General features: G+C 40.9%; 28 protein-coding genes. 5 read left to right on the top strand and 23 right to left on the bottom strand.

What is annotated here, in order from left to right; translation table 11 throughout:
* The first annotated feature begins 88 nt into the window (after positions 1-88).
* From argS to ATE37_RS03200, 3 genes are all read left to right on the top strand, one after another.
* Positions 89-1780 (top strand): arginine--tRNA ligase, encoded by a 1692-nt coding sequence (gene argS, locus ATE37_RS03210; RefSeq protein WP_084867751.1) that lies wholly within the window; start codon positions 89-91, stop codon positions 1778-1780.
* Positions 1781-2338: 558 nt separating this feature from the next.
* On the top strand, positions 2339-2584 hold the full coding sequence (locus ATE37_RS03205) for a MarR family transcriptional regulator (protein WP_084850017.1): 246 nt from the start codon (positions 2339-2341) through the stop codon (positions 2582-2584).
* Between the two features lie 197 nt (positions 2585-2781).
* Positions 2782-4044 (top strand): NRAMP family divalent metal transporter, encoded by a 1263-nt coding sequence (locus tag ATE37_RS03200; protein ID WP_084867750.1) that lies wholly within the window; start codon positions 2782-2784, stop codon positions 4042-4044.
* An 81-nt stretch (positions 4045-4125) separates the two neighbouring features.
* Here ATE37_RS03200 and nrdI read toward each other — a convergent pair whose 3' ends face one another.
* From nrdI to ATE37_RS03175, 5 genes are all read right to left on the bottom strand, one after another.
* Positions 4126-4596, bottom strand: coding sequence for a class Ib ribonucleoside-diphosphate reductase assembly flavoprotein NrdI (nrdI, locus tag ATE37_RS03195; RefSeq protein WP_084867748.1), 471 nt, complete (start codon positions 4594-4596; stop codon positions 4126-4128).
* A 77-nt stretch (positions 4597-4673) separates the two neighbouring features.
* Entirely contained in the window at positions 4674-5207 is a 534-nt protein-coding gene (locus ATE37_RS03190) for an ABC transporter permease (protein ID WP_057488839.1), read from the bottom strand.
* A 58-nt stretch (positions 5208-5265) separates the two neighbouring features.
* Positions 5266-6552 carry a response regulator transcription factor gene (locus ATE37_RS03185; RefSeq protein WP_084867746.1) on the bottom strand — a complete coding sequence of 429 codons (1287 nt, stop codon included), beginning with the start codon at positions 6550-6552 and terminating at the stop codon, positions 5266-5268.
* A gap of 11 nt (positions 6553-6563) precedes the next feature.
* Positions 6564-8234: a sensor histidine kinase gene (locus ATE37_RS03180; RefSeq protein WP_084867744.1), complete on the bottom strand. Its 1671-nt coding sequence runs from the start codon at positions 8232-8234 to the stop codon at positions 6564-6566.
* On the bottom strand, positions 8212-8826 hold the full coding sequence (locus ATE37_RS03175) for a YesL family protein (protein WP_084867743.1): 615 nt from the start codon (positions 8824-8826) through the stop codon (positions 8212-8214). The genes ATE37_RS03180 and ATE37_RS03175 overlap by 23 nt, the downstream gene beginning before the upstream one ends.
* 133 nt (positions 8827-8959) lie before the next feature.
* Between ATE37_RS03175 and ATE37_RS03170 the strand changes: the two genes are divergently transcribed.
* Positions 8960-9529, top strand: a complete 570-nt coding sequence (locus ATE37_RS03170) for an MptD family putative ECF transporter S component (RefSeq protein WP_084867741.1) — start codon at positions 8960-8962, stop codon at positions 9527-9529.
* Between the two features lie 174 nt (positions 9530-9703).
* Here the strand turns inward: ATE37_RS03170 and dltD are convergent, their stop codons facing one another.
* The 18 genes from dltD to ATE37_RS10945 all read right to left on the bottom strand — a co-directional run bounded on the left by dltD (position 9704) and on the right by ATE37_RS10945 (position 25575).
* Positions 9704-10876 carry a D-alanyl-lipoteichoic acid biosynthesis protein DltD gene (gene dltD, locus ATE37_RS03165; RefSeq protein WP_084867740.1) on the bottom strand — a complete coding sequence of 391 codons (1173 nt, stop codon included), beginning with the start codon at positions 10874-10876 and terminating at the stop codon, positions 9704-9706.
* Positions 10877-10923: 47 nt separating this feature from the next.
* Positions 10924-12078, bottom strand: a complete 1155-nt coding sequence (gene dltB / locus ATE37_RS03160) for a D-alanyl-lipoteichoic acid biosynthesis protein DltB (protein ID WP_084867738.1) — start codon at positions 12076-12078, stop codon at positions 10924-10926.
* A gap of 159 nt (positions 12079-12237) precedes the next feature.
* On the bottom strand, positions 12238-12930 hold the full coding sequence (locus ATE37_RS03155) for a methionine ABC transporter permease (RefSeq protein WP_000137507.1): 693 nt from the start codon (positions 12928-12930) through the stop codon (positions 12238-12240).
* A 1-nt stretch (position 12931) separates the two neighbouring features.
* Complete coding sequence (locus ATE37_RS03150) at positions 12932-13993, bottom strand: methionine ABC transporter ATP-binding protein (protein WP_084867737.1); 1062 nt, start codon at positions 13991-13993, stop codon at positions 12932-12934.
* Positions 13986-15359, bottom strand: a complete 1374-nt coding sequence (locus ATE37_RS03145; RefSeq protein WP_084867735.1) for a M20 family metallopeptidase — start codon at positions 15357-15359, stop codon at positions 13986-13988. Before ATE37_RS03145 ends, ATE37_RS03150 begins: the two co-directional genes overlap by 8 nt.
* A gap of 99 nt (positions 15360-15458) precedes the next feature.
* On the bottom strand, positions 15459-16313 hold the full coding sequence (locus ATE37_RS03140; protein ID WP_084867734.1) for a MetQ/NlpA family ABC transporter substrate-binding protein: 855 nt from the start codon (positions 16311-16313) through the stop codon (positions 15459-15461).
* A 154-nt stretch (positions 16314-16467) separates the two neighbouring features.
* Positions 16468-17298 (bottom strand): amino acid ABC transporter substrate-binding protein, encoded by an 831-nt coding sequence (locus ATE37_RS03135; RefSeq protein WP_084867733.1) that lies wholly within the window; start codon positions 17296-17298, stop codon positions 16468-16470.
* Between the two features lie 102 nt (positions 17299-17400).
* Positions 17401-17724 carry an AzlD domain-containing protein gene (locus ATE37_RS03130; RefSeq protein WP_000253908.1) on the bottom strand — a complete coding sequence of 108 codons (324 nt, stop codon included), beginning with the start codon at positions 17722-17724 and terminating at the stop codon, positions 17401-17403.
* Positions 17714-18409 (bottom strand): AzlC family ABC transporter permease, encoded by a 696-nt coding sequence (locus ATE37_RS03125; RefSeq protein WP_000659752.1) that lies wholly within the window; start codon positions 18407-18409, stop codon positions 17714-17716. Before ATE37_RS03125 ends, ATE37_RS03130 begins: the two co-directional genes overlap by 11 nt.
* Positions 18410-18567: 158 nt before the next feature.
* Positions 18568-19794, bottom strand: coding sequence for an MFS transporter (locus tag ATE37_RS03120; protein ID WP_084867731.1), 1227 nt, complete (start codon positions 19792-19794; stop codon positions 18568-18570).
* Positions 19795-19864: 70 nt separating this feature from the next.
* Positions 19865-20530, bottom strand: a complete 666-nt coding sequence (locus tag ATE37_RS03115; RefSeq protein ID WP_084867729.1) for a CPBP family intramembrane glutamic endopeptidase — start codon at positions 20528-20530, stop codon at positions 19865-19867.
* An 11-nt stretch (positions 20531-20541) separates the two neighbouring features.
* The gene (locus tag ATE37_RS03110; RefSeq protein ID WP_084867728.1) at positions 20542-21216 is read right to left on the bottom strand and encodes a CPBP family intramembrane glutamic endopeptidase; all 675 of its coding nucleotides are present in this window, start codon (positions 21214-21216) and stop codon (positions 20542-20544) included.
* Between the two features lie 322 nt (positions 21217-21538).
* Complete coding sequence (locus tag ATE37_RS03105; protein ID WP_084867726.1) at positions 21539-22402, bottom strand: Rgg/GadR/MutR family transcriptional regulator; 864 nt, start codon at positions 22400-22402, stop codon at positions 21539-21541.
* Positions 22403-22505: 103 nt separating this feature from the next.
* Positions 22506-23516 carry a tRNA (adenosine(37)-N6)-threonylcarbamoyltransferase complex transferase subunit TsaD gene (gene tsaD, locus ATE37_RS03100; RefSeq protein WP_084867724.1) on the bottom strand — a complete coding sequence of 337 codons (1011 nt, stop codon included), beginning with the start codon at positions 23514-23516 and terminating at the stop codon, positions 22506-22508.
* Positions 23506-23943, bottom strand: a complete 438-nt coding sequence (gene rimI / locus ATE37_RS03095; protein ID WP_084867723.1) for a ribosomal protein S18-alanine N-acetyltransferase — start codon at positions 23941-23943, stop codon at positions 23506-23508. The genes tsaD and rimI overlap by 11 nt, the downstream gene beginning before the upstream one ends.
* Entirely contained in the window at positions 23940-24623 is a 684-nt protein-coding gene (gene tsaB, locus ATE37_RS03090; protein ID WP_084867721.1) for a tRNA (adenosine(37)-N6)-threonylcarbamoyltransferase complex dimerization subunit type 1 TsaB, read from the bottom strand. The genes rimI and tsaB overlap by 4 nt, the downstream gene beginning before the upstream one ends.
* Before the next feature lie 337 nt (positions 24624-24960).
* Positions 24961-25176 carry a hypothetical protein gene (locus ATE37_RS03085; RefSeq protein WP_000492029.1) on the bottom strand — a complete coding sequence of 72 codons (216 nt, stop codon included), beginning with the start codon at positions 25174-25176 and terminating at the stop codon, positions 24961-24963.
* 273 nt (positions 25177-25449) lie between these two features.
* Positions 25450-25575, bottom strand: a complete 126-nt coding sequence (locus tag ATE37_RS10945; protein WP_275080654.1) for a hypothetical protein — start codon at positions 25573-25575, stop codon at positions 25450-25452.
* Positions 25576-25977: 402 nt separating this feature from the next.
* On the opposite strand from ATE37_RS10945, the gene ATE37_RS03080 reads away from it, so the two are divergent.
* Positions 25978-26211 carry a DNA-dependent RNA polymerase subunit epsilon gene (locus ATE37_RS03080; RefSeq protein ID WP_033584763.1) on the top strand — a complete coding sequence of 78 codons (234 nt, stop codon included), beginning with the start codon at positions 25978-25980 and terminating at the stop codon, positions 26209-26211.
* Position 26212: the final 1 nt, after the last annotated feature.

Here is a 26212-nt window from a genome sequence, read left to right as displayed (position 1 = left end):
AAACTAGATAATTCAAAAAAATTCTTTTCTTTCTCAAAAAATGTAGTAAATTGTGTTAAAATAGTAAAAAAGCCCAAAAGGAGCCCTTATGAATACAAAAGAATTGATTGCTAGCGAGTTGGCTAGCGTCATTGATAGCCTGGACCAAGAGGCTATTTTAAATTTACTGGAAACACCTAAAAACTCAGAAATGGGAGACATCGCCTTCCCTGCCTTTTCTCTAGCAAAGGTCGAGCGTAAAGCTCCGCAAATGATTGCAGCAGATATTGCTGAAAAAATCAATAGTCAAGCCTTTGAAAAGGTTGTTGCTACAGGACCTTACGTCAACTTTTTCCTTGATAAATCTGCTATTTCGGCTCAGGTATTACAGGATGTTATTACTGAGAAAGAGCACTATGCCGACCAAACCATTGGCAAGCAAGAAAATATCGTTATCGATATGTCTAGTCCCAATATCGCTAAACCATTCTCTATTGGGCACTTGCGTTCAACGGTTATCGGGGATAGCTTGTCACATATTTTCCAAAAGATTGGCTATCAAACGGTCAAGGTCAACCACCTAGGAGACTGGGGCAAACAGTTTGGAATGTTGATCGTTGCCTACAAGAAATGGGGAAATGAGGAAGCCGTTAAAGCACATCCAATTGATGAACTTCTTAAACTCTACGTTCGCATTAATGCTGAAGCTGAAAAAGACCCTAGCTTGGATGAAGAAGCACGCGAATGGTTCCGTAAACTGGAGAATGGAGACGAGGAAGCCTTAGCTCTCTGGCAATGGTTCCGTGATGAAAGTTTAGTGGAATTTAACCGCCTTTACAATGAATTACAAGTCGAATTTGACAGCTACAACGGAGAAGCCTTTTACAATGATAAGATGGATGCTGTTGTAGACATCCTCGCTGAAAAAGGACTTCTTGTTGAGTCAGAAGGGGCTCAAGTTGTCAATCTTGAGAAATATGGAATTGAACATCCAGCCCTTATCAAAAAATCTGATGGTGCAACTCTCTATATCACACGTGACTTGGCTGCAGCCCTTTACCGTAAAAACGAATACCAATTTGCAAAATCCATCTATGTTGTTGGTCAAGAGCAATCTGCCCACTTCAAACAACTCAAGGCAGTACTACAAGAGATGGGCTACGATTGGAGCCAAGACATTGTCCATGTTCCGTTTGGATTGGTAACAAAAGAAGGGAAAAAACTCTCTACTCGTAAAGGAAATGTCATCTTGCTAGAACCGACTATCGCTGAGGCTGTTAGTCGTGCCAAGGCCCAAATCGAAGCGAAAAATCCTGAGTTAGAAAATAAAGACCAGGTTGCCCACGCTGTTGGAGTTGGGGCTATCAAGTTCTATGATCTTAAGACCGACCGTACAAATGGATATGACTTCGACCTTGAAGCTATGGTATCCTTTGAAGGAGAAACTGGACCTTACGTTCAATACGCCTACGCTCGTATCCAATCTATCTTGCGCAAAGCCGATTTCAAACCAGATACAGCGGGCAACTACAGCCTGAATGATGCCGAAAGCTGGGAAATCATTAAACTACTCCAAGACTTCCCGCGTATTATCAATCGTGCAGCAGATAATTTTGAACCTTCTATCATTGCGAAATTTGCGATTAGTCTGGCTCAAGCTTTCAACAAGTACTATGCACATACACGTATCCTAGATGAAAGTCCTGAGCGCGACAGTCGTCTGGCCCTCAGCTACGCAACCGCAGTCGTCCTCAAAGAAGCTCTTCGTTTGCTCGGAGTAGAAGCGCCAGAGAAGATGTAAATCGTTACAAGAGACTGGAACTAAAGCTCCTAGTCTCTTGACGGCAATCGCTATATGGCGAATTGCCTAAACGCTTCACTAATTCACCTAACCAAATAATATCGATTTGGTTAGGCTCATGTCGTAATCTTTTAATCACTTTATTGTAAAGCAATCTAATACTCAATGAAAATCAAAGAGCAAACTAGGAAGCTAGTCGCAGGCTGTACTTGAGTACGGTAAGGCGACGCTGACGTGGTTTGAATTTGATTTTCGAAGAGTATAAGTAACTAACGCCAAATCCTATCAGGGATTTGGCTTGGCGCTTCACTAGTAAAGAAACATAAATATTGTCGATTTATGTTTCTTTACGTCGTAACCAGAGACACTTGCCTAAACACCTCACTAAATTGGTCAATCAAATCTATTAATTGGTTTAAGGGCTGGTCGTAATCTTCAAGTCACTTGAATGCAAGTCAATCTAAGCAACGAATGTCAAAGCCTATCATAGATTTGGTTAGGCGCTTCACTAATTCGATCTATTCACTACTATTTCTTTATCATACTGGGAGATACCTTATGAGTCAATATGCTTATATCCTCGTTATAATTAGCTTGGTTTTCCTTTTTCTGCTCAATAAGTACGAGAAGGAAAGACTTCAAAGACTCTACCAAGAGCAACTCTTGAAGGACGAGACATTTAGGTCTGACATCAAAGAGAAAATTCACACGACTGAAAATATCAATGATGTCATTGCACATATCAATAAAACTTACCATCTGGGAATGTTGCTCTCAAAAGACGTCACAGATCAATTGAAATAACCGAAATCCGAGAAGCTTTCTTCTCGGATTTTTTAGGCTTACCATATTTCCCTTGGAGAAATTTCATTAACGCATGTAAAGTTTTCTATAATTTTCTATATCTTTTCAAAATGGTCTTGCATTTCTTTTAAGATTTTTGTAGAATAGTAGCTATCAATTCAGATTATTCTGAAAATTCAAAAATAGGAGTGTTTATTATGTCACAAGTTACGTTATCAAACCAGTCAACCTGGGCAAGCAAACTAAAGGCAATGGGGCCAGGTATCCTCATGGCTTCTGCCGCCGTTGGAGGTTCTCACATCGTATCCTCCACTCAAGCTGGTGGTTCTTATGGTTGGTCACTACTCCTCTTAGTTATCTTGGCCAATGTTTTTAAATATCCATTTTTCCGTTTTGGTGCAGAATATACTGCCGATACTGGTAAAACCTTGGTCGAAGGCTACGCCGAAAAAGGCAAGTTCTATCTCTGGATTTTCTTTATCCTCAATGTCTTTTCTGCTATGGTCAACACAGCCGGGGTCGCTATCCTTTGCTCTGCCATCATCGCTAGCGCTTTTCCAATGATCGGTCTTAACATCACTCAATGGTCCCTCATCCTTGTTGCAGTCATTTGGGCCATGCTACTCTTTGGTGGCTACAAACTGTTGGATGGTATGGCAAAATGGATCATGTCAGCTTTGACTATTGCAACTGTTCTTGCAGTTATCATTGCAGCAATTAAGCATCCAGAATACAGCTCTGATTTTGTCGAGAAGACACCTTGGCAAATGGCAGCCCTCCCTTTTATCGTTTCCCTCCTAGGATGGATGCCTGCCCCTATTGAAATTTCAGCCATCAACTCACTCTGGTCTGCTGAAAAGAAAAAGACCGTCAACTTTAATACAGAGGATGCTCTTTTCGACTTTAACGTTGGTTACATTGGAACTGCTATCCTGGCTGTATTCTTTGTAGCACTCGGAGCACTCATTCAGTATCCTACAGGACAAGCAGTTGAAGCCGCTTCAGCCAAATACATCTCTCAATTCGTAGGTATGTATGCCTCTGTTCTTGGAGAATGGTCCCGTTATTTGATCACCTTTATCGCCTTTCTTTGTATCTTTGGAACGGTCATCACCGTTATCGATGGCTACTCTCGTGTCAATCAGGAATCGCTACGACTCTTGATTAGTCAAAAAGAAGATTCTCGCAAATCTTTGAACATCTGGATGACCATTACCGCTATCATTGGTATCGTAATTATTAAATTCTTTGCTGGTCAAGTTTCCACCATGCTTCGCTTTGCCATGATCGGTTCTTTCCTAACCACACCATTCTTCGCTCTTTTGAACTATGTTTTAGTGACACGTGAGAATAAAAATCTTTCTTCTTGGCTAAAACTCCTCGCTATCGCAGGATTGATTTTCCTCTTTGGCTTTGCTATTTTCTTTATCTATGCACTTGCCATCGGAAAAGCAGGATAGTATATAAAATGGCACCCTTACGGGGGTGCTTTTTGCATACTCAAAAGCAGTTGAAAATCTCAACTGCCCCTCAGTACTACTTTATTTTTCTGTTTCTAACTCATACAAGTCCGCGATAATCGCTGCGACTTTTTTAATATCTCCCAGCATACCACGCATTTCAAAGTCTGCTAGGACCGGGAAGCCAAAGCGCTGGCTATACTGCTTGGCTGTCAGGCAGTATTGATTGTTAAAATTACGATTACCAGAACCGACTACCCCAAAACACTTACTAGCATTGTCCCCATAGGCAATAAAGTCGCCCAGTGGAGTTGTTAAAATCTCAACATCGCCGTTATCGACACCATTTCCACCTTCTAGATAGGTCGGCAAGAAAGCGATATAGGGATGTTCCATTTCAAAAAATTCTTGACCTTCCTTGACTAGGTTCTTGATATGGATTTTTTGGACCTCAATCCCTTCGTACTGGGACAAGAGATAGTCCTTGAGTCGGGTTACAAAACTCTCTGTATTCCCACTCAGACTGATATACACTAAGGATATTTTTTTCATGTTGACCTCGATTTTTATGTTTACGATATAAAAAGAACTACCAAAATTGTAACTTGATAGTTCTTTTTTGTCAATACTTAGGCAGCTTCTTCTGCTTCAACTTCCTCAGCCAAGTCCTTTTGTTGGCGCCACATCTTGTAGAAGACTAAGGCTAAAAAGAGAACATTGATGATGATGAACAAAATATTCGTCCCTTTTGCTAATGCTCCCATTCCTAAGCCAAGGGCACTATCTTTGATTAATTGAACCGCATCTTGAACGTTCATATAGCTATAAACCAAACCAACAATAGCTAGTAAAACATAGCCAACATAAGTATAGTTTGCGAATTGTACGTTTTTACGTACGAGAAACACAAAGGCTACTACAACTAAAATTGCAGATAAAACAATCAACGACATATTAAAAATAGAGTGAGAGGATTCTGACACTTTGTAAGTATAGTTGACCGTGTCTTCTAATTGCTGGGCAGTGAGCGTCCCGCTATTCGCCAGGCTAGCACGAAGAGCATCTTTACTTGGCAATGGACTCAAGATTCCAAATAATGACATAGCCGAAATGAGGGCTGATAGGACTAACAAAACCCAAAGATAAATAGGATTCTTTTTCATGTTTTCCTCCATAAGATATTTTGAACATTATAGCATTTTTTGTACAGGAATACAACTTTTACAAGCTGGTTTCAACTTGTTTTCGATAAGCTTTCGGTGATTTTCCGCACAATTTACGGAAAACCTTGTAGAAATATCCAACATTACTGTAGCCAACTGCATAGCAAATATCTTCGATGCTATCACTGGTCGAAAGTAAGAGTTGCTGCGCCGCCTTAATTCGCTGTTTATTGAGCAATTCCGCAAAGGTTGAATTGGTTTCTCTCTTGATTAGCTGACCGAGATAGACAGGATTGATAAAGAGATCCTTGCTGATATCCTTAAGCGAGAGCTCTTTCTGATAATCACGCCCAATCACCTCCAGAACGCTCACCACATTTTCATTCATGCGGTACTGGCCAAAGAACTTGATCAAGGTTTCTTTGATATAGGCAACCAATTCTTCAAAGGAGTTAATGGCATGGATGGCTTTGACAATCTCCGTCATATCATCTGCTTTTAGGTGTTCGAACAAATGAAAGACGTCCATGACAAACTGGGTGAAGAGTTGCTTCGTGATGGCCACGCGCGGGGTATTCTCTAAAACAACCTTCTCTAGCAGGGTTAATTCCTCGATGATTTGATTGATATTCCCTTGGATAATCACCCGATAAATCGGCTCGTAATAGGCAAACAAACTCTCGGATTTTTCTAGATTAACTGAACCGTAGAAGAGGGCTTTTTCAGCGTTGATCTTCCAATTCTCAAAGGACTGTTGGTAAGGTGCTTCAAATGGTGTCACGACGATGCCATCGAGCGGTTGATCGGAGATGAAAATCTGCCAGTCTTGCCCCAAAACATAGTAAGGAATGGTAAAAGAGCCTTGCGTTTCCTTGGATAGACCAATCCACCAGCTGTCTTTACCTGCTAAGAAACTGATAAAGCCTTCTTCATCTAATTCTTGACTGAGGGTCTGACTTTGTTCCACCTTTTCTTGAAGCTGTCGCGCAATCTTTTCTAATAAATTGCCCAACTCCACCTTGTCTACTGGCTTGACCAGATAATCCACGACACTAAGGTTCATGGCTTTTTTGACGTACTCAAACTCCTGATAACCTGACAGCAAGATATAATAGGTATCTGGAAGTAGCTCTTTCATTTCCCTAATCATTTCAAGTCCGGTCTTATCTGGCATATTGACATCGGAAATGACCACATCTACTGAATTTTCTTTGACGTAGTCCAATGCATCATCTGCGTGACTTGCTGTTGCGACGACTTGCATATCCCATTTTTCAAAGGGGATTAATCGCTTGAGCCCCTCTGTCACCATGTACTCATCGTCTACTAATAAAACTTTATACATTTCTACCCTTTCTATTCATCCTGGATAGTGATATGGTAACGAACACCTTCTTGTTCAGCTGACTCTACACTGATTTGGTAGCGATCCCCAAAGTAGAGAACAAAGCGTTCGTGTACATTTACTATTCCAATTGATTGCCGCTCCCCACTATAGCTTGCCTCGTGTTCAAAACTTCGTTGAGCTAATTTTTCTTGCAAGCTAGCTAGTTTCTCAGCGGGCATTCCCCGACCATTGTCTTCCACTAGGATTTCAACGAATCCTTGGTCCTTCAAGGCTTTGATACTGATGACATTATCCGTTCTGCGATGATCAACACCATGGGCAAAGTAGTTTTCTACTAATGGTTGGAGTGTAAATTTTGGAATCCTCATTTCTTCCAATTCTGGTGCAATCTTGAAACCATAAGCAATGGATTTAGGATAACGTACCATACAGAGATAGCTATATTTTCGGCAAAATTCCAACTCCTGCTTCAAGGTCGTTTCCCGCTCGTCAGAGATATTGTTGCGTAACAAGCTGCTAAATTCATAGATAATGTCCGCCAGTTCATCCTGACTTTGCATGACGGCATACATCCGTAAAAACTCCAGAGTATTGTACATAAAGTGAGGATTGATTTGAGCCTGTAGGGCTCGCATATTGGCATCTTTTTGGCTGAGCTCTAGCTGATAGATATCGTGGATATTTTTTTCCAGGCGATCCAACATATCATTGGTTGTTTCTGCAATGAGAAGCAACTCTTGGTCTTTTTCAGAGGTATCGATTCGAAGGCCTTCTTCCCCTTGAGCAATCACCTCGATCGAATCTACTAGGTCTACGACCTGCTTTTGGTAATTTGAAAAAGTCTGTCTAAGGGTCACGTACAAAATGATGATAAAGAGAATACTTAGCCCAATAATGACAGCTGAGCTCGTCAAAGCTCCTGTAAGAACAAAATTTTTAGGAACAGCAACTCGAACCTGATAACCGTGAGAGGTGACACCTACAAACCAGTTTTCTCGCTCGGCTGATACCTTCTCCCCAATATGGAACATCTCAGTCTCAAAAGGCGAAGTTACTGTTACAGCCATTGGGATATGACCCCGAGTATTGTCAATAGCGCCATGTAAAACATCTGGGGATAGGGAAATATAGATCACTCCTAAATCCTTGTCAGACACAGGATCGGAAACAGGAATGGCAAAACTATTGGCTGTCGGCTTAAAATCCTCCGCAGGAATTTTCTCTCCACTACGTTTTTCTCTAGTCGAAACATACACTTCCTTATAGTCCTGAAGGACAATAGCCACTCCAGTCACAAAATCATTCCGAACATAGATATTATCAATATTTTCATACAAGGATACAGAAATATAAGGCGAAGTTTTACGCTCTAATTGCCAATAGAAATAGTCTGGGGTGCTAAGACTGAAATACTTGTAAATTCCTTCAATTCGGGCTTGATTTTCAACCAAAGACTGAGCGAGTTGAGTTGACTCTCTGTGATAATATTCCACTTCACTCACTGTCCGAGTGGTCACACGTTCAGCAACCCGTTGGGCCTCTTTCTCACGTGAATCCCAGTCAGCATACGATAGCATAATCGCAAAACTGGCAATGACCACAATCATAACCAAACTATAAATCCGTAAAAGAGAGTGAAGCCAAAACTGCTTCATTCTATTTTGTCGCCAATTTTTCATGGATACTTTCATAAATAGGTTCCAACATATCACTGATAAAGAAATGCCACATTCCAATTCCTACAAAAAAGAGCAAGGCAGGCATATAATAACCAACTCCTACAAGGAGAGCTGACCCGAGTAAAACCTTGGCAATCGCAGGTAAGCTCATGAAAATCCCGATAAGGGACAGTTTCAAGGTATTTTTGTAGGATAAATCAAAGTACACCTGAAGTTTCAAGGAAACAGTGTAGGCTAGAAAGACAAGAGCAACTACAAGGACATTGAGAAAGGTCGCCAAGAGGTGGAAAATCGTCTGGTGGGGCAATTGAACTAGAAGATACAAACCATAAACTAGGACAAGATCAACAAACACAAAACTATAGAAAGTCAGATTACTCTGGACAAAATTGCTCTTATACAATTCCCAAGCTTCCTTCAAATGGTATGCTCGATAGGTATAACCATGTTCTGCATACAAACTCATAAGAGTTGCACTAGCTGGGGCCAAACCAAAGATCACTCCTCCTGCTAGTGTTAATAGCCAGAAATAAGCCGTCGCCATCATTCCCAAAAAGATACGATTAAAGACGAATTCTAGAAATTTTCCCATGCTACTCTCCTTAAACTAACGATGTAACTATTATATCATATTTCAAACGTTTTCAAAAATATAGAACTCCCATTTACAATCCTCAAAAAGCGTGATACAATTGGTTTTGTTAATTCGCATCAAGGAGATTCTCATGAAGAAAAATATCTTAACCACCCTCTTAGCCGCCGTCCTCTACTTTCTCTGTGTGGGGATTGGAGTCTTCCTAGGACACCTGGTCGACCAGACAGGCAATATGTTCTACGCGCCTGCCTTTTCTGCCCTTGTCGGTGGCAGTGTCTACATGCTTCTTTTGACGAAGGTCCCTCGTTTTGGCGCTATTACAACTCTAGGACTTTTTATGGCACTTTTCTTCCTAGCTAGCAAGCATGGCGCTGGTGCCTTTCTCCCAGGACTCGCCTGTGGTCTTGCAGCAGATGCCATCGCTCGTCTCGGCAACTATAAAGATCGAATCAAAAACACCCTATCCTTCCTCGTTTTTGCTTTTAGCACAAGTGGTCCTATCTTCCTCATGTGGATCCGTCCCAAAGCTTACGTGGCTACCTTACTTGCGCGTGGGAAATCCCAAGAATACATTGACCGTATCATGGTCGCTCCAGAGTTGGACAAAATCCTTCTCTTTGTTGTAAGTATCCTCCTAGGCGCCTTGATGGGTGCTTTGATTGGGCAATTTCTAAGTCAAAAAATTGCCGATAAACTATAAGCTAAAAGCCCTGAAGACTAGCAATGCCTAGTTCCAGGGCCTTTTTGTATACAATCTTAGAATTCACTATAGATAAATTCTTGAATATTCGAAAAATCGGTCACAAAACAGTAAATCACGATGCTCAAGATAACCGTATAGAAAAATAGTGTCCACAAGATTAAACGATGTGTGTTAGTTAGCTTGGTTTGCAAATTTGTAAAGTTCTTTTTCAACTTCCATCCATCCTTTCACTCCAACGTGCATCACGTCAAATAAAAAGTAATCATCATACTCTCTGTTTCCATAGTTTAATACGGTTGCACCATGGCTTTTTGCGACATCTTCTATTTTTTTATAAGTTTTTTCTCGCATTTCTCTTGAGACTCCTGTGTAGTCGTTCCATTTCCCGTTTACCGGGAAAATAATAACCTCAACTTCAATGCCCAATTCCTTAGCAACTGTCAAGAAAAGTTCCATATCTGAATACTCCGGTGACTCCAGATAACTCAAATCTTTATTAGAATCTTTCAGTGATGCATAGCGATCTTTTAAGTAAGTATTGTAGTAGTTATTATCAACAGCATAGTCATTATTATCTGTTTTCTTTTTGACCTCTTCCACAAACTGATCCGTCATCTTCTGCCAATCATAGTCTGGGGTTTTGTCTCCTGATGAGGGATAATCTGATTTCTCATGATTTTCATAAAATTTTCGTTTGAGCTTAAAGGAATACATCGCGTTATCTAACTCTAATAGTTTTTTATCAACAATGGTTCCTTTTCCATCTATGAAATAACTTTTGTATTTTTTGTAGATGTCATTTTGTTGCTTGTTCCCCTTGGTAATCTCAATAATGCGATTGATCAGTTTTTCTTTCGTTTCCTTACTAATCTTGTCATTATCTAGCATGTGGAAAATATGTTCCTGAGAAGCCTTATTCAAAAAAGCATCTTGATGAGTCCCATCTTTTTCAAACCACTGAACCGACTCTACTATAGCCACTTTTCGCTTACTCATAGACCCTTCAATAGAGGCTAAAGTAGAGGCTTGAATGATATTTTGAGAATAGCTAGTTCCAATCTGCATGATATTGAAATCGTTGTAATTAAAAATTCTATTGGGATGATAATCTTCATCCTTTGTCGCAACCAACTCGGATGACCCCAATAAAACCAGTGTATTGGGAGTAATATTGCTTGTTAAAATATCTCTACTTTTATATTTTTCATACGAGGTGCTATAACGAATACTGTTATCCTTGACTTTATAATAATCATCAATCTTCTTGACATATGTCACATTTAAAAGGGCAAGCGTCGCAATTACGAGCACAAGCGATAGTAAAAATGCTTTTAATTTAATCATCTCGTTTTATCCTATCCCTTCGGTCTGGCAGACTTTTTTTCAATCTCTTATCTCTTTAAAATCGTAAGCAAGATTTTATAGGGTTCACCTGAAAAGATAAAGAAACCAACCATAACCAAATGCATGGTCACAAACCAACTTAGTAGCTTATACCAGTTTTTGTTTTTATTTTTCTTATAAAAATTGCTTTTCTTTTGATACACTTCAAATCCAGCCATCAAGACACCATGGTAAAAACCATAAACAATGTAGCTAACACTAAGACCATGCCAAAAACCCATGACCAACATATTGACCATATAGGCATAGGTTGCATTGTGTAGTCTATTTTTGAACCATTTTTTCCTGATAACCTGCATCAATACTCTTGAAAATACAAAATCTCTCAACCAGGTCGACAAGGTGATATGCCATCTGGTCCAGAAATCCTTGATATCAACACTCAAGAAAGGTTTGTTAAAGTTCATCGGTGTCTGAATACCTAGAATGTTGCTACTTCCAACGGCCATTAGACTATAGCCTGCAAAGTCAAAGAACAGATACAAGGTATAGAGGTACATATACTTGATTGAGTAAACGACTGTGCCAGTATTATTTAGAGCGAGTAACATCTGGTAAACATAGGTTGATAAAACAATCTTGTAAAGGAGGCCTAGAACGATACGATACACACCGTCCCCTGCTAACTCTAGATACTCTTTTCGGGGCATGACCTCGTTTATCTCTTTTAAAAATCTCCTACTCCGATCAATCGGACCAGCACTAACTGTCGGGAAAAAGAGCAAAAACTGTAGGTAATCTTTTACACTGATTTTTTCTTTAATCAAGCCATCTGATATTTCTAGCATGATCTGAATGGTTTTAAAGGACATGTAGGAAATGCCAATAAAGGCCAACAAATGCAGAGAAGTCAGGGCAAAGACTTTATTAATCACTAAGGGAAGAATGGAAAGGAAAACCAGTGGTTTCAGCCACTTTGCCTCTATCCGCTGTGCTAGAAAAACCAGATAATACTGGTAGACGATAAAGGCAAGCAAATAGACAATCATCGCTCGACTCTTACCATAGATAGCTCCTGCAAATAAGAGGGAGAGCGCCAAAATATAGTAGTCTTTACGTTTTTCAAAAAAGTTTACCACAAAACCAATCAGTAAAACTACAAATAAGAGAAGGAAAAACTCATTCCCCTCGAAATAATTCATACCAGCCAAACTCCTTTACATTATCATCCCTTCTACAGCAAACTTTCTGATTTGCTAATTGGGGACCTTTGTTTATTATAGCATATTTCTAAAAAGAAGCTTTATCCTTCTTGCATTTCGGTGAGAAAACAAAAAGGAGTCGCGTTGAACTCCTTCCATTTATTTATGACTCAATTTCTTGGTCAAGAAATCTCCCAAGAACTGGATTGTAAAGATAATCAAAATGATAATAATGGTTGCCAAGATAGTCACATCGTGGTTGTAACGATTAAATCCATAGGCAATGGCTACGTTACCGATACCACCAGCACCAACCGCACCGGCCATAGCTGTTTCCCCAACAAGGGAAATCAAGGTCACTGTCGTCACACGAATCAAATCTGGCAAACCTTCTGATAGGTAAACACCCACAATGTCCCAGAAGGTCGCCCCGCTCGCTTGAGCAGCCTCAATAACACCGCCATCTAGTTCAGCCAAGACAACCTGTACCTGACGGGCAAAGAAGGCAAAGACTGCAAATGAAAGTGGCACAAGAGCTGCATTTGGCCCGATGCTCGTCTTCACAATCAAGTGAGAGAGTGGCGACATGATTGCCAAGAGGATGATAAATGGTACCGCACGGAAAATAGAGGTAATCTTGTCTAAAATCCAAAAGATAACCTTATTTTCCAAGACACCGCCTGGCGCTGTCAAGACAAGGAAAAGACCTGCTACCAACCCCAAGAACCCTCCGATAATAAAGGAAAGAACTGTCATATAAAGAGTTAGGTAAATGGCTGTTCCCCAGCCTGCCTGACCAGCCCAGCCCATCTTGTAGACATTTGGTAAGTAAGTTTGAATCAACTCTGTCATTTTACTGTCCTCCCTTCAATACTTTTAACTGTACACCAGCCTGACGGATGGCTTCTTGAGCACCTACTAGCGCTGCTTTTTCACCTGACAAGACCACCACCAATTCTCCAACAGGAGTGCCATCGAGAATTTCGATATTTCCATAGAGGATATTAGCCGTTACTTGGTAATGTTTGTACAATTCATTCAAAAGTGGTTCGTCTGTCGAAGCCCCTGCATACTTGAGTTGCACTAAGATACTGTTCTCAGACAAGTGATCTACGATTTCTTGCTTCTCAATCTTAACCATAGCTTCGTCAATACCTGTTGCAGTAGAGATAAAGTCCTGGGTCAAAGGTTGTTTAGGGTCTGAGAAGATTTCAAGAACACTACCCTCTTCAATCAAACGACCATCCTGCATGACCGCCACACGGTTGGCAATGTCTTTGACAATCTGCATTTCATGCGTAATCAAAACAACCGTCAAGCCTAATTTTTGGTTCAAATCTTGTAACAAGGCCAAAATCTGCTTGGTTGTCTTAGGGTCAAGGGCAGACGTTGACTCGTCTGAAATCAAGATTTTTGGATCATTGGCTAAGGCACGCGCAATGGCCACACGCTGTTTTTGCCCTCCAGATAGTTGAGAAGGGTAGTTTTCAGCACGATCCGCCAAGCCAACCAAGTCCAACAACTTAGCTACTTTAGCTTTCTTTTCTTCCTTGCTGAGTCCAGAGTGTTTGAGGGCAAAGGCCACATTTTCCTCCGCTGTCTTTTGACTCATGAGGTTGAAATGCTGGAAAATCATTCCGATATCCTGACGTTTACGACGCAACTGCTCTGCTGTCAAGGTCACTCTGCCGTTAAAAATAACGTCGTTATCAATGGTAATTTTCCCAGCAGATGGCTTTTGCAAGAGGTTAATCACCCGTACAAGGGTTGATTTCCCTGCTCCAGAATATCCAACAATTCCGTAGATATCCCCTTCTTGGATGTGAATGGTCACATCCTTGACCGCTGTGATGGTTCTCTTCTTTTGGTGAAAAGTCACATCGATCTGATCTAACTTGATAATATCTCTACTCATAGCTTCTAATCAGCTCCTCTACTAATTCAATATGGGTGTAGTAATCGGCGATTCGCACGTTTTCATCTCCACCATGGTCTCGGCTATTGGCATTTCCTAGACCGAAGGCCACCATGGGTACCTCTAAGGCATCAAAGACCGTATGCATAGGTCCTGTCCCCGCTGTGGTCGGCAAGACTGAAACGCCCTGTGGATAGAATTTCTTGGCCAACTCGATCACATTGAGAATGGCCGGCGCGCTCATATCGCTTCGATAACTCATCTCTCCCAAGGTATAGTATAATTCTACCTTATCAAAGCCATTTTTGTCTAGCTGTTTCCGAATTTTTTCCAGAACATCATGCGGTTCTAAGCCAGGAACCAAACGAACTTCTAACTTGGCACTGGCTTCTGCTGGCAAAATCGTTTTAACCCCTTGCCCTTGATAACCTGACTGAATCCCTTCAATATTAAGGGCTGGCTCGAAAAAGAAACGTTTTAGAAAGGCTGCACGGTCCTCTTGTAAGAGAGGCAATTCCAATCCATAAATCTGGCTGATTTCCCCTGGATTGCGTTGAGCGTAGGTATCTACCAAGGCCAATTCTCGTTCATTTGGCTCTTGAACATCCTCATACAAGCCTTCTACCAAGATACGTCCATCTGCTGCACGTAGACTACTTAGAGCCTGGATAAGATACCATGGAGCTGATTCCACAACCCCACCATAACTAGAGTGAATATCCACATCGGCACTTTTTACCTTGGCATCAAAGGTCACAATCCCCTTGTTTCCGCCAGAGATTTCCAGCTGTTCCAAGGCGTTCTTGGTCCCTTGTTCCCAGACTAGCAAGTCCGCCCCACGAAGTTTGTCTGCGTGTTTCTCTAAATACTTATCTAGATCCATGGAAGCGGATTCCTCTGCTCCTTCCATGATAAAGCTGATATTGACAGGCAGGTCATCATGGTGCTGCATATACTTTCTCAGAGCACTCAAACGAGCTGTGATATGGCCTTTGTCGTCGTCAACCCCACGTCCATACATAAAGCCATTGCGGACCGAAAGCGTAAAAGGATCCTCTGTCCAGACCTGATCCCCATCCGCTGGCACAGTGTCATAGTGGTTATAGAAAATCAAGGTCTTGGCATCTGGACGCGAACTCTTGAAATGCGCCATGACAAAGGGAGCCGTATAAGTCTCATCAATCTCCACTTCAGCCCCTACACGCTTGAAAATCTCACCCAGATAGTTGGCAACTTCCTTAAGTCCGACCTGCTGGGCAAAGACCGATTTCTTAGAAATCAAGGTACGCAAAACCTCAAAATAATGCTGGGCTACATGATCCTTTTCAAATTTTTCAATCTGTTCTTGTTCGCTAGGAAAAACCATATTCTCTCTACCTTTCTATGAACCTATAGTTTTCTTTACAATCCATGCTCTATACAAAAGCAAGAGGTGGAATTCTCTCTCCCACCTCCCTGTTTCTTATTACCAAACTGGTTGATCCAAACCGTCTGATGTTTCTTCGATAACTTTTTTCACTTCATCAGTGTGGTAAGCCGCGATAATTTTCTTGATGGCATCAGCTTTAGATGATGATTCCCAATCTTTTTTCGCAACGATAATGTTGTACCATTGTTTTGAATTTTCATCAGCTTGTTCTTTGAAGAGTGCTTTCTTGTAGTCCAATTTTGCTTCTGTAACGAAGGTATTGTTTACAACGGCAGCATCAACTGATGACAATGAACGAGCTGTTTGACTAGCGTCCAATTCAGTAATTTTCAAGTTCTTTGGATTTTCTGTGATGTTCGCAACTGTTGCAAGAACAGTTCCAGAAACATCCAATTTAATCAAACCAGCTGATTGAAGCAAGTAAAGCGCACGGCTTTCGTTTGTTGCATCGTTTGGTACGGCGATTTCACCGTTATCTGGGATTTCTTCCACTTTGGTGTACTTGTTTTCTTCCCCATTTTTACCTGAGTATAGGCGGATTGGTGAGATGTAGGTATCTGCAATCGCTACAAGGTCTTTCCCGTTTTCTTTGTTCCAGTTGTTCAAGAAGTTATAGTGTTGGAAAGCATTCAAATCTACTTCACCATCAGCAGTTGCCTTGTTTGGTTGTGAATAGTCTGTGAACTCTGTGAATTCCAATTTAATTCCATCTTTTTCAACCAATTCTTGGATTTTATCCCAACGTGCTTCTTCAGAACCGCTACGGTTAACTGTTGCAATTTTGACAACTGTTTCGTTGTCTGCTTTCTTTTCTGAATTTCCGCAAGCTGCAAGAGCCAAACCTGCGACTGTAGCAAGAGCTGCTACACCGAGCCATTTTTTAATTTTCATGATTCTTTCTCCTTTAAAAATAATACCGTAATAGTATCTCATACTTTATTTGATTTAGCAAATTGTTATTAGATAGGCAGACATATAGTTTGAAACTATATGTCTAAAAATTGAGAAATCATCCGCCTTTCTCAGACTGGATGATTTCATACGACTATTTAATGTCAGCTTCTGCTGGTAGATAAGTATCTCCGAAGAACTGTTTAGACAATTTTTCAAGAGTTCCGTCTTTGTAGAGTTCTTGTATACGTTTGTCTACAAATGATTTCAACTCATCTTGACCTTTAGCAAGAAGTGGGTAAACGTAAGGTTGTTGATCGCTTGGAAGTTCAATGACTTTCAAGTTGTCCAAACCTTGGTTCTTGATAACTGTTTCAACACCGATTTTATCAAAAATCTTGTAGTCAAACTGACCATCGCTCAAACGAGACATGATTTGTTGGAAATCAGCCTTGGTGTAGTTAAGAACCGTTGGATTGTCAGCGTGTTGTTTGTTATAATCTTCTAGCTGTTTAGCTGATGTTGTCCCTTGAACGACCTCAGTAGACTTGCCTCCGATATCATCAAGTGATTTGATGCTAGAATCATCTTTCTTCACAACGAGAACGTTAGGGTTTTTAGCAGTTGGCGCTGCATAAAGGTACTTTTCAGCACGTTCTTTGGTATAACTAATATTATTTACAGCCATTTGATAACGGTCGCTATCAAGACCTGCAAAGACACCTGACCACTCTGTCTTTTCAAACTTGACATCGTATTTGTCAGAGTCCTTAAAGATAGCACGTACTACTTCAATCTCATAACCAGTCAACTCGCCATTTTCTTCATAGTTGAATGGTTTTGGTGAAGCATTGGTTGCAACGATAATTTCTTTCTTACCAGCTGCCTCTCCTTCTTTCTTAGCTCCACCTGAGCAAGCTGCTAGTACACCTGCGGCAACAAGTCCTAGAGCAGCAAGAGATGAATATTTAACGATTTTTTTCATGTCATTTCCTCCAAAATAGAATACTGTACTATCTTAACAGAAAATATTTTTTTTCGCCATTATATGATTTCTATCTCGGTGATAGGTTTTTCTTATGGCTGACTAAAAGACCAGACGCAAGACTGCAACCAAGACTACTCCAAAAAGAACTGTACCCACTAGATTGCGGTAGCGAAAGGCTACCCAAGCCGTTGGAAAGACTGCTAAAAAGTCTAGCCATTTGATTTGAGGAAGGCTACCAACTTTACCTGTCACTACGCTTGAAAGAATCAAGGCAAAGATAATGGAAACAGGCAAAAACTTCAAAAATCGCTCGACGATAGCTGGCAGGCCCTTATACTTGACCAATATGAAGGGAATCATGCGGGGAATCCAAGTCACCAATCCAGAAAAGAGGATTGCCATTAAAATATACTTACTGACCATCTAAGACCACCCCCATGGTACAACCTAGCAAGGTTGCAAATAAAACAGCTAGCGACTGAGACACTACTGTCAAGAGCAAAAAGAAAGACACTGCAACAACTGCTAGAATCAGCAGCAGATTCCGTACAGGAACCCGTCTTTGCATAATCTGAAATTGTGAAGTAAAAATCCCGATAAACATCCCAACAAGGGCAAAGTCTAAGCCAAAGACCTCAGGATTTGGAAGAAGGCCACCTAAAGCTGTCCCCGCAACTGTCCCAATAAACCAGGCTACATAACTATTGAGATTGTTCCCGTGCATCCACATGGGATGGACCTTGTCTGTATGGGCTAATTCGCCCATCAAAACCCCGTAGGTCTCATCTGTCAGGAGACTGGACATGCCGATATTTTGCCAGAGACTAGTATGACGGAAATAAGTCGATGCATGCAAGCTCAGTAAAAAGAGTCGCAAGTTGATCAAAAAGACTGTCATAGCAATAGCTGCCACAGGCGCTTGGACCGCAATCAGTGCCAACATGGCAAACTGGGCGCTCCCAGCATAAACAAAGAGGCTCATCAAGCCCATCTCAACAGGTGTCACATAAGGTGCGCCAATAATCCCACAAGCCAGTCCAATGCTGACATAGCCAAGAGCAGTCGGCATGGCCGCCTGAACACCTTCCCAAAATCCTTTTTCTTTCATCCTTCACCTCATATTCTCTCCAATTGCGGCTGTTCGTCATCACAGCCACAGCACGGACCATTATAACATATTCAAAGAAGAGAAAAAAGTCTGCTGATTTTGGCCGTCATAAAAAGACTGGCAATCCAGTCTCAAACACCTATTATACAAATTCTCCTCTAGATGCTCTCACGAATATTCAAGAGCATGACAAATGCGGTTAGGAGTAATAGCAATAGAATAAAGCTGACCGCTAGGGTCCCAAAACTTGTAGCAATCGTTACGAAAACGATTGTGAATAGACTTGGTAAAACAACCGTAATAGCACCAATAGAGGATTGAACCGCTCCCATTGACTCCTCAGGTATTTGTTTAAAGACGAGTTCTTGCAATCTAGGAGAGAGTAAACCTGCGATGAAGGCATCCAAGGAGCTGAAAAGCAGAATCAAGCCAAAATGAACTGTGGCAAATCCTACTAAAAGGAGTAACTGGATGACGACCGAAGCGTAGAGAGCTGTTTTTATAGAAATCATATTTTTCAGATAGCCACTTACAAGACTTCCGACAATAAGTGCTATCAATTCTAGTGTTGATAACAAAGCGAGTGATTGACCGGTTTGTAAATTCAAAAACGGTTGGATTCTTAAAAAAAGAGTCGAAATAGGAACAGTGACATTGATCACAGCTTGGCTGATAGAGACGATAAACAAAATGAAAATCACTCTATCCATATTCCAGATCAATTTCGATGATTGGAACAAATGCTGGCAAAACGATTTTATAGAAAGACCTTCTTGATAGCTAATTGTTTTTTCAACTTTCAAAAGATCATTTTTTATGAAGAGAATACCTACAAATGCTATCAGAAACGTCAGAGCGTTTAGCAAGGAAATGAACTGAATGGAAAGAATTCCTAGTAAAATCCCTCCTAGAATATTACTGATTGTCCGAACTAAACTAACTGTTGATTGTTTAAAGCCAATGGCTTCTGTCAGATGTTCTTTCCCAATGATTCTTATAAAAATAGGGGTAAGCATGGCTCCTGAAAAGTAACTCAATGTATCCGACAAGAGGTTCATCAAACAAATAAAGAATACAAGCCATAAGGAAAAGGACTGCCCTGAAAGCGAAAGTGCCACTATAGAATAAAGTACAAATTTGACAAAACTAATAACCGTATACTTTAGAACACGATAGTGTTGAAAGTCAGCCAAAACTCCCATAAAGATTTGCAGAACTTGAGGAACAGTCTCTGAAATCGTAATGAGTAAAATCGCCAAGGGGGCAAACGAAGCATCTGCCACATAATTCAAAAAAGCAAGATAAAAAATCGTATCCCCCACCGTTGAAATCCACTGGTTGATGGTTAATTGCCTAAAATCTCTATTTTGAATAAATACTTTCATCGCAACTCCTTTTTGAGTTCAAATGGGAAGTTTTCCCCAAGGATAGACCGATATTATTGAGCGCCCAGAATTACAGCAACGGTAAAATTTGACCAATGCCATTGTAGACTATGTGCAGTCCAATAGGCCAATAAATGGACTTTGTCACTCTAAATAAGACTGCAAATATGAGACCGCCACCCATATATGAGAAAAAGTCTGTCAAAACCCAACCATGGTTACTAATATGTAAGACTCCAAATAAAGCAGCCGAACCAAGCACATCCAGACCCCATTTCTTACCTTTTTCCAGAGCTATCATCACCAATCCACGATAAATCATCTCTTCAGAAATGGGATCTGCAATCACAGGATAGAAAAAATACATTAAAAATGCCGTAGCTCCTGTAAAAGTAGGAGCAGCATGTTGATAAGAAATTTCATTTCGAGTAGGTGGGAAAAGAAAAAAGGTAACGAAATTCCAAACAACAAAAGCAAGAAGAGCTAAAAAGGAATAAAAAAGATAGGAACCTCTAAATTTTCGACTGTTAATTTTCTGCCATTTACCTGACCAAACCATAACAATAATAGCAAGCAGAACCACAAGAAAATTCAACATCATATCCGACAAATAATAGGCAAAGTCAGATAGACCAGCAGCAAGGTCGCTATGTAAAAGCAAACGAATGAAGAACTGGTCAGAAATGACAAGCAGAATAGCTATAAAAAGGTAGTAGCGTGAGATTATCTTTTTCATATTTCATCTTTCTAATACCCAAACACCAGTAAACTGACGATGATTAAAAAGGTATTCCACAAGATGTGAAGGGCCATTGACCAATAAATTGAACGCGTATAACGAAAGAGCATACAGAGTAGTAGACCTGCTCCTGCATAAACGATGAAGTCTGTTAACACCCATCCATATTGTAAAACATGGATGAGACTAAAGAGTGTGGAAGAAACGATGACGTCAATATAGTATTTTTTAAATTTAGATAGGGCTGTCATCAGAAGTCCACGGAAAACTAATTCCTCAACTATCGGAGCAATAAGACTGCCGTAGAGAATACGTGTCACAAAATAACTAATTCCCGTCAAATTGGCTACGGTTTCTTTTATAGCACTACCATTTTGCGTGTTGGGAAAGATTCGAGTCGTTATATTTACCCACAAAAACATCAATATAAAGGAAAGAAAGAAGAGACCCAGATAGGACCAACGAAACTGGAAGCGACCGTACTCTTTCCAACATTGACTCTTAACAAGAACCACAGTAGCAGCAATTCCTTCAATTACTATCAATAAAATTTGAATCCCATAAAATCCAAAATCTGATAATTGATCCATGAACTCTAATCTCACTACTAAATTAAAAATCAAGTAATAAGACATAAGTACCAAAATGGTCCCTAGGTAAAATTTCATTTCTTCCCTTTTCATAGTTTTTTCTCCTAAATGTTAGTTACGACGTTTTCCAAACAGTCCTTCAATCAGCCCATTCGACCAATCAAATGCCCCATAAGGTCTGGGACTAATACCTCTACCTCCCCAAGCAGGTAAAACACTACCACCACAACCAATATTTTCACCCACACAAGCCATAGTGAAATTTCCAGCGTAAACCTGCTCTAACTCCACTTCTACGACCTAGGATTTGCTTCAAATGACTTACAACGATAGTATAACACGGCAATCACTACATTTTAGTAAATCGCATATTTGACATTTTTTCTCATAGAAATTTCACATTTGCGATAGTGGACTACTCAATAAGCTCTTTGTATTGCTGCAAACGCAATTCAAAAAGGGCTGTTAATTGTGGATTTTCTAATATTTGCAGAGATTGGATAAAGTTTTCAATCTCTTTTTGATTGCTTCCCTTAGTTTGAAGGAAAATACTCAATTTCTTTAAAAACTGCCACAATAATTTCTCAAAAACATCGTATGGTCGGAGCATACTCTCCAACTCGGCTTCAAAGATTGGGATATAAGAAAAAAGTTTGCGCTCCATGAGCTCTGATATGATATTCAGAAAGCCACTTTTCATATACAGTCTATTGTGTGCCAATTCTTTAAATTCCTTGGATTTTTCAAGTAAAGAGGTGGATAAAAAAATCAGATCTTGATTACTTAAGAAAGGCATAGTATTGCAAAAAAGATAGAGTTCAAACCAGGTCCAAGACTCGATAGCATAGAGATAGCTAGTCAAAAACTCGCTATCCTCCTCTTCTAGCAGATAGTTTTTATCCAGAGAATGGATAGCGTTTTTAATCACAATAGCGTTCAAACGACGATAGGTCTTCGCCATCTGTTCTTGCTCAACTTCCTCTAATAGTTGCTCTAAGCCAGCCATATCTTGATGGGCAAAGCGATCTACAACCTTTCGTCCAAATCGCATATGTGGTGATTCTTGATAGTTGTTGAGCTTGTGTCCAAATTCATCGAAGGTCACATTTATCCCTTGGATAGCTAGGATCAGCTTATCCGCAGACAGCATAGACTGCCCTAGTTCAAACTTGGATAGCTGGGATGCTGTCAGGCCCTCACAAGCCACATCTGACTGCTTGAGCTTTCTCGCCAGCCGCAATTCCTTGTAAAATTCTCCCAATTCCATTCTCTCAATCATCTGACCACCTCCTATTCTTTATATATTATATCATTATTTTTATATTTTTATCAAAATATTCTGACATTTCTGCGAGCAAAAAAGCCAGCTCAAAGCTGACTCTTTATTCTATAGTATCAAAGGCGAGGCTTGGTTTGGCGTTTAACTCCAAACCTGCAAAGTTTTCTTGGTTCCACTCGCTGACGCTGGCATAGGCAATCATTCCTGCATTGTCTCCACAAAGGCGTAGGGGTGGGATGATGACCTTGACATCGGTGATTTCAGCTGCCAAGCGTTCTCTAAGACCTTTATTGGCAGCCACGCCACCGGCTACGACTAGAGTTTTAACAGGGTATTTTTCTAAGGCCTTCTTGGTTTTTGCCATGAGAATGTCCATGACTGCTGCTTGGAAAGATGCTGACAGGTCTTCCTTGGACAAGCTCTCTCCCTTTTGCTCGGCATTGTGGTGAAGATTGATAAAGGCAGACTTCAGCCCTGAGAAGGAAAACTCCAGATTGTCCTCTTTAATCATGGCACGTGGAAAATCATAGATATCCTGCCCCTGATGTGCCAACTCGTCAATCTCACGACCTGCTGGATAGGTCAATCCCATGACACGGCCGACCTTGTCATAGGCTTCACCAACTGCATCGTCCCGTGTTTCCCCAACAATCTTATAATCCCCAGCCTCAGAAACATAGACCAACTCCGTGTGCCCACCGCTGACCAAGAGGGCTAGCAAGGGAAACTCCAAAGGCTCCACGCTCTGAGCTGCCATGAGGTGACCAGCCATGTGGTTAACGGGAATCAGCGGAAGTCCATGAGCCCAAGCAAAGGCCTTGGCAGCTGATAAACCAACAAGCAAGGCTCCGACCAAGCCTGGTCCGTAGGTAACAGCAACAGCGGTCACGTCTTCTTCGGTTATTCCCGCTTCTGCCAGTGCCTCCTCGATGCAGGCTGTAATAACCTCGACATGGTGACGACTGGCCACTTCTGGCACTACACCTCCAAAACGTTTGTGACTCTCAATTTGACTCGCAATGACATTGGACAAGAGCTCATCGTCGTTTTTCAGTACGGCGACACTGGTCTCATCACAGGATGTCTCAAATGCTAAAATATATCTATCCTTCATCTACTTCTCTCTTCATGATGATGGCGTCCTCGACTGGGTCATGATAGTAAGCCTTTCGCTCAGCGATGACCGCCATCTTTTCTTTCTTGTAAAATGCTTGCGCTCGTTGGTTTGACTTTCTGACTTCTAGGAAAATTTCCTTATCTACTGGCAATTGAGCAAACAAGGCTGACGCAATTCCCTGACCCTGATAGGCTCCTTTGACAGCGATTTGCAGGACTTCTGCCTCAAAGAGATTCTCCTGCACGGCTAGAAAGCCAATCACTTCTGTCCCATCATAAGCTACTGCATACCAAGTCTGGTCTTGGGACAGGTCTGCTTGGATTTGTTCCAGCGTCCAAGGACTGACTGAGTAAACAGCTGCCATGACAGCGTAGATAGATTGAGCCAGGTCAGGCTGTCTTTGGATTCTTTTGATTTCTATCATAGGCGTTTAATGTAGGACTCGCCAGACTCGGTGTGGTTCTTGAGCCAATTTTCCTCGGCTTCAACACGTTTGAGGTAATTTGGCACAAAGTCGTGCAAGGAGTCTGCTTCCTTGTTCCAAGCCCACAAAGCTAGATTAGCTGCATTTGGCAAGGTCTCTTGGTAGCTGGCTTGTGGTAGTTGTTCTTGGATTTGTTCCACAAAGGCTCCAACTTCTCCAACAAAGATCACCTGTTCAGCATCCTTGACCTTCTCTAGCACTTCCGCAAAGGACAGGTGTGCTTCTGGCATGACAGGTTTGGCATTTTCATAAAATCCTGCATAAACATTGTTGCGACGCGCATCCATCAGGGGAATAAGTAGCCCTTCTTGTTGGCGCGGTACCAGAGCCAAGAGACTAGACATGCCAACTAACTCGATGTTCAGGGTATGAGCCAAGGTCTTGGCAGTTGCTACCGCAATTCGCAAGCCCGTGTAGCTACCTGGCCCTTCAGCGACCACGATTCGATCCAAATCCTTAGGTGTCCAGTCCAAACTCGCCATCAAAAAATCAATGGCAGGCATGAGGGTAATACTGTGGTTTTTCTTGATATTGATCGTCATCTCGGCAAGAACTTGCTTGTCCTCTAAAATGGCTAGAGAAAGAGCCTTGCTGGACGTATCAAAAGCTAATACTTTCATAACACATTCCTATCTTTTTGTCTGTTTACTATTATACTACAAAAGCCAGCACATGGGAATTTTCTTTGTTTTGAAACAAAAGGGCCTGTCACTTAGACAAAGAAGACGGTACAAAAATTCAAAAAAACTGTAGATTTTTTCTATCTTTTCCAATAGAAAAGTAAACAAGGGATTGAAAGGTTCACCATAAGAAGTTTGGATAAAACATATATGCTTTGGATCGATATTTGATACGAAAGTTCATCGTAAACATAAGGATATCACCTGAAAATAGAACAATCCGCCCCCTCTACCAAGACGAGGTGGATTTTCTGTATATCTAGAGGAATAATTGACTTTAGGCATTTAAACCAAAGTAGAAAACGAGCCATACAACATAGGTGACCAGGAGGAGAAAAATTGAATAGAGCGTCACAAAAGCAAGCTTCCAAAGGAACTTTGTTTTGCGGTGTTCCAGATGCACAAACAGGGCATTCCCCCCATAGACACAAGCTACAAAGACTACAAACATCAAGAGGCGAACCCCTACTGCAAATTCAAACAAACTAAACATTCTTAATCCTCCTTTTGGTATTCCTATTTTTATATAAACTGTTGACAATGTTGGTATGTCAATGTTAAGATAAAACCAAACACTGGTAGGAAAATCAGGTTGAGTCGTTGACTCTTCGGGTTGCAGTGCTATCCCTGAAACTTTGGTTTCTAAAGAACTGAAATTGCGATTGAACAATTCGCCCCCAGTGTTAGATGGCTCTTGACTTCGGTCAGGGGCTTTTCTTTACCTTTTAGTAAGCAATCCACTCCATCTTGCTATTTCTACATCATTTTACTTATAGATTGACTTCTTAGCCTCATAGATGATAGAATTAAGTAAAGGCTGAGATCGAGTTTGATTTGGTGACAAGTCATTCAAAGGTTGCGATACATTCGCTTCAGGTAGAGGTGCTGCCATCTAGACTGCTCCAGGAAAATCCCCGAGTTTTGTCTCTGCCTTTTTATTTGCTCTTGAGATTTCTCAAGAGTTTTTCTTTTTTCAAAGATATCATTCTGCCCCAACCATCTACACCAACGATTAATGAAACTAGAACTATATTCTTCCTTAAATCTACTATCTCTTTAGATTCCCCTTTAATTATAACACCTAAGCGCTCTCCGACCAAATCCTACCTGTCTTTTTGCTCCTTCTTCCCCTCCCGACTTTCTCCATTTCCGTCTTTTACTAATTTTTCATTTTGTGGTATAATTGAAATAATTGTAACGAATCAAGGTCAATCTAGACACAAAATGGAATGAAATCAAGCAAATCTCTGCTAAAAGTTTGGAATAAGTTGACCTATAAATAGAAAGGAACTATATGATTTACAAAGTTTTTTATCAAGAAACAAAAGAACGTAGCCCACGTCGTGAAACAACACGCGCACTTTACCTAGACATCGATGCCAGCTCAGAACTTGAGGGCCGTATCGCTGCTCGCCAACTTGTCGAAGAAAACCGCCCAGAGTACAACATCGAGTATATCGAACTCTTGTCTGACAAATTGCTAGATTACGAAAAAGAAACTGGCGTCTTCGAAATCACGGAGTTCTAAT

The sequence above is a fragment of the Streptococcus oralis subsp. tigurinus genome (assembly GCF_002093575.1).
GTDB lineage: Bacteria > Bacillota > Bacilli > Lactobacillales > Streptococcaceae > Streptococcus > Streptococcus oralis_CH.
This window is presented reverse-complemented; position numbering and strand designations above follow the sequence as displayed.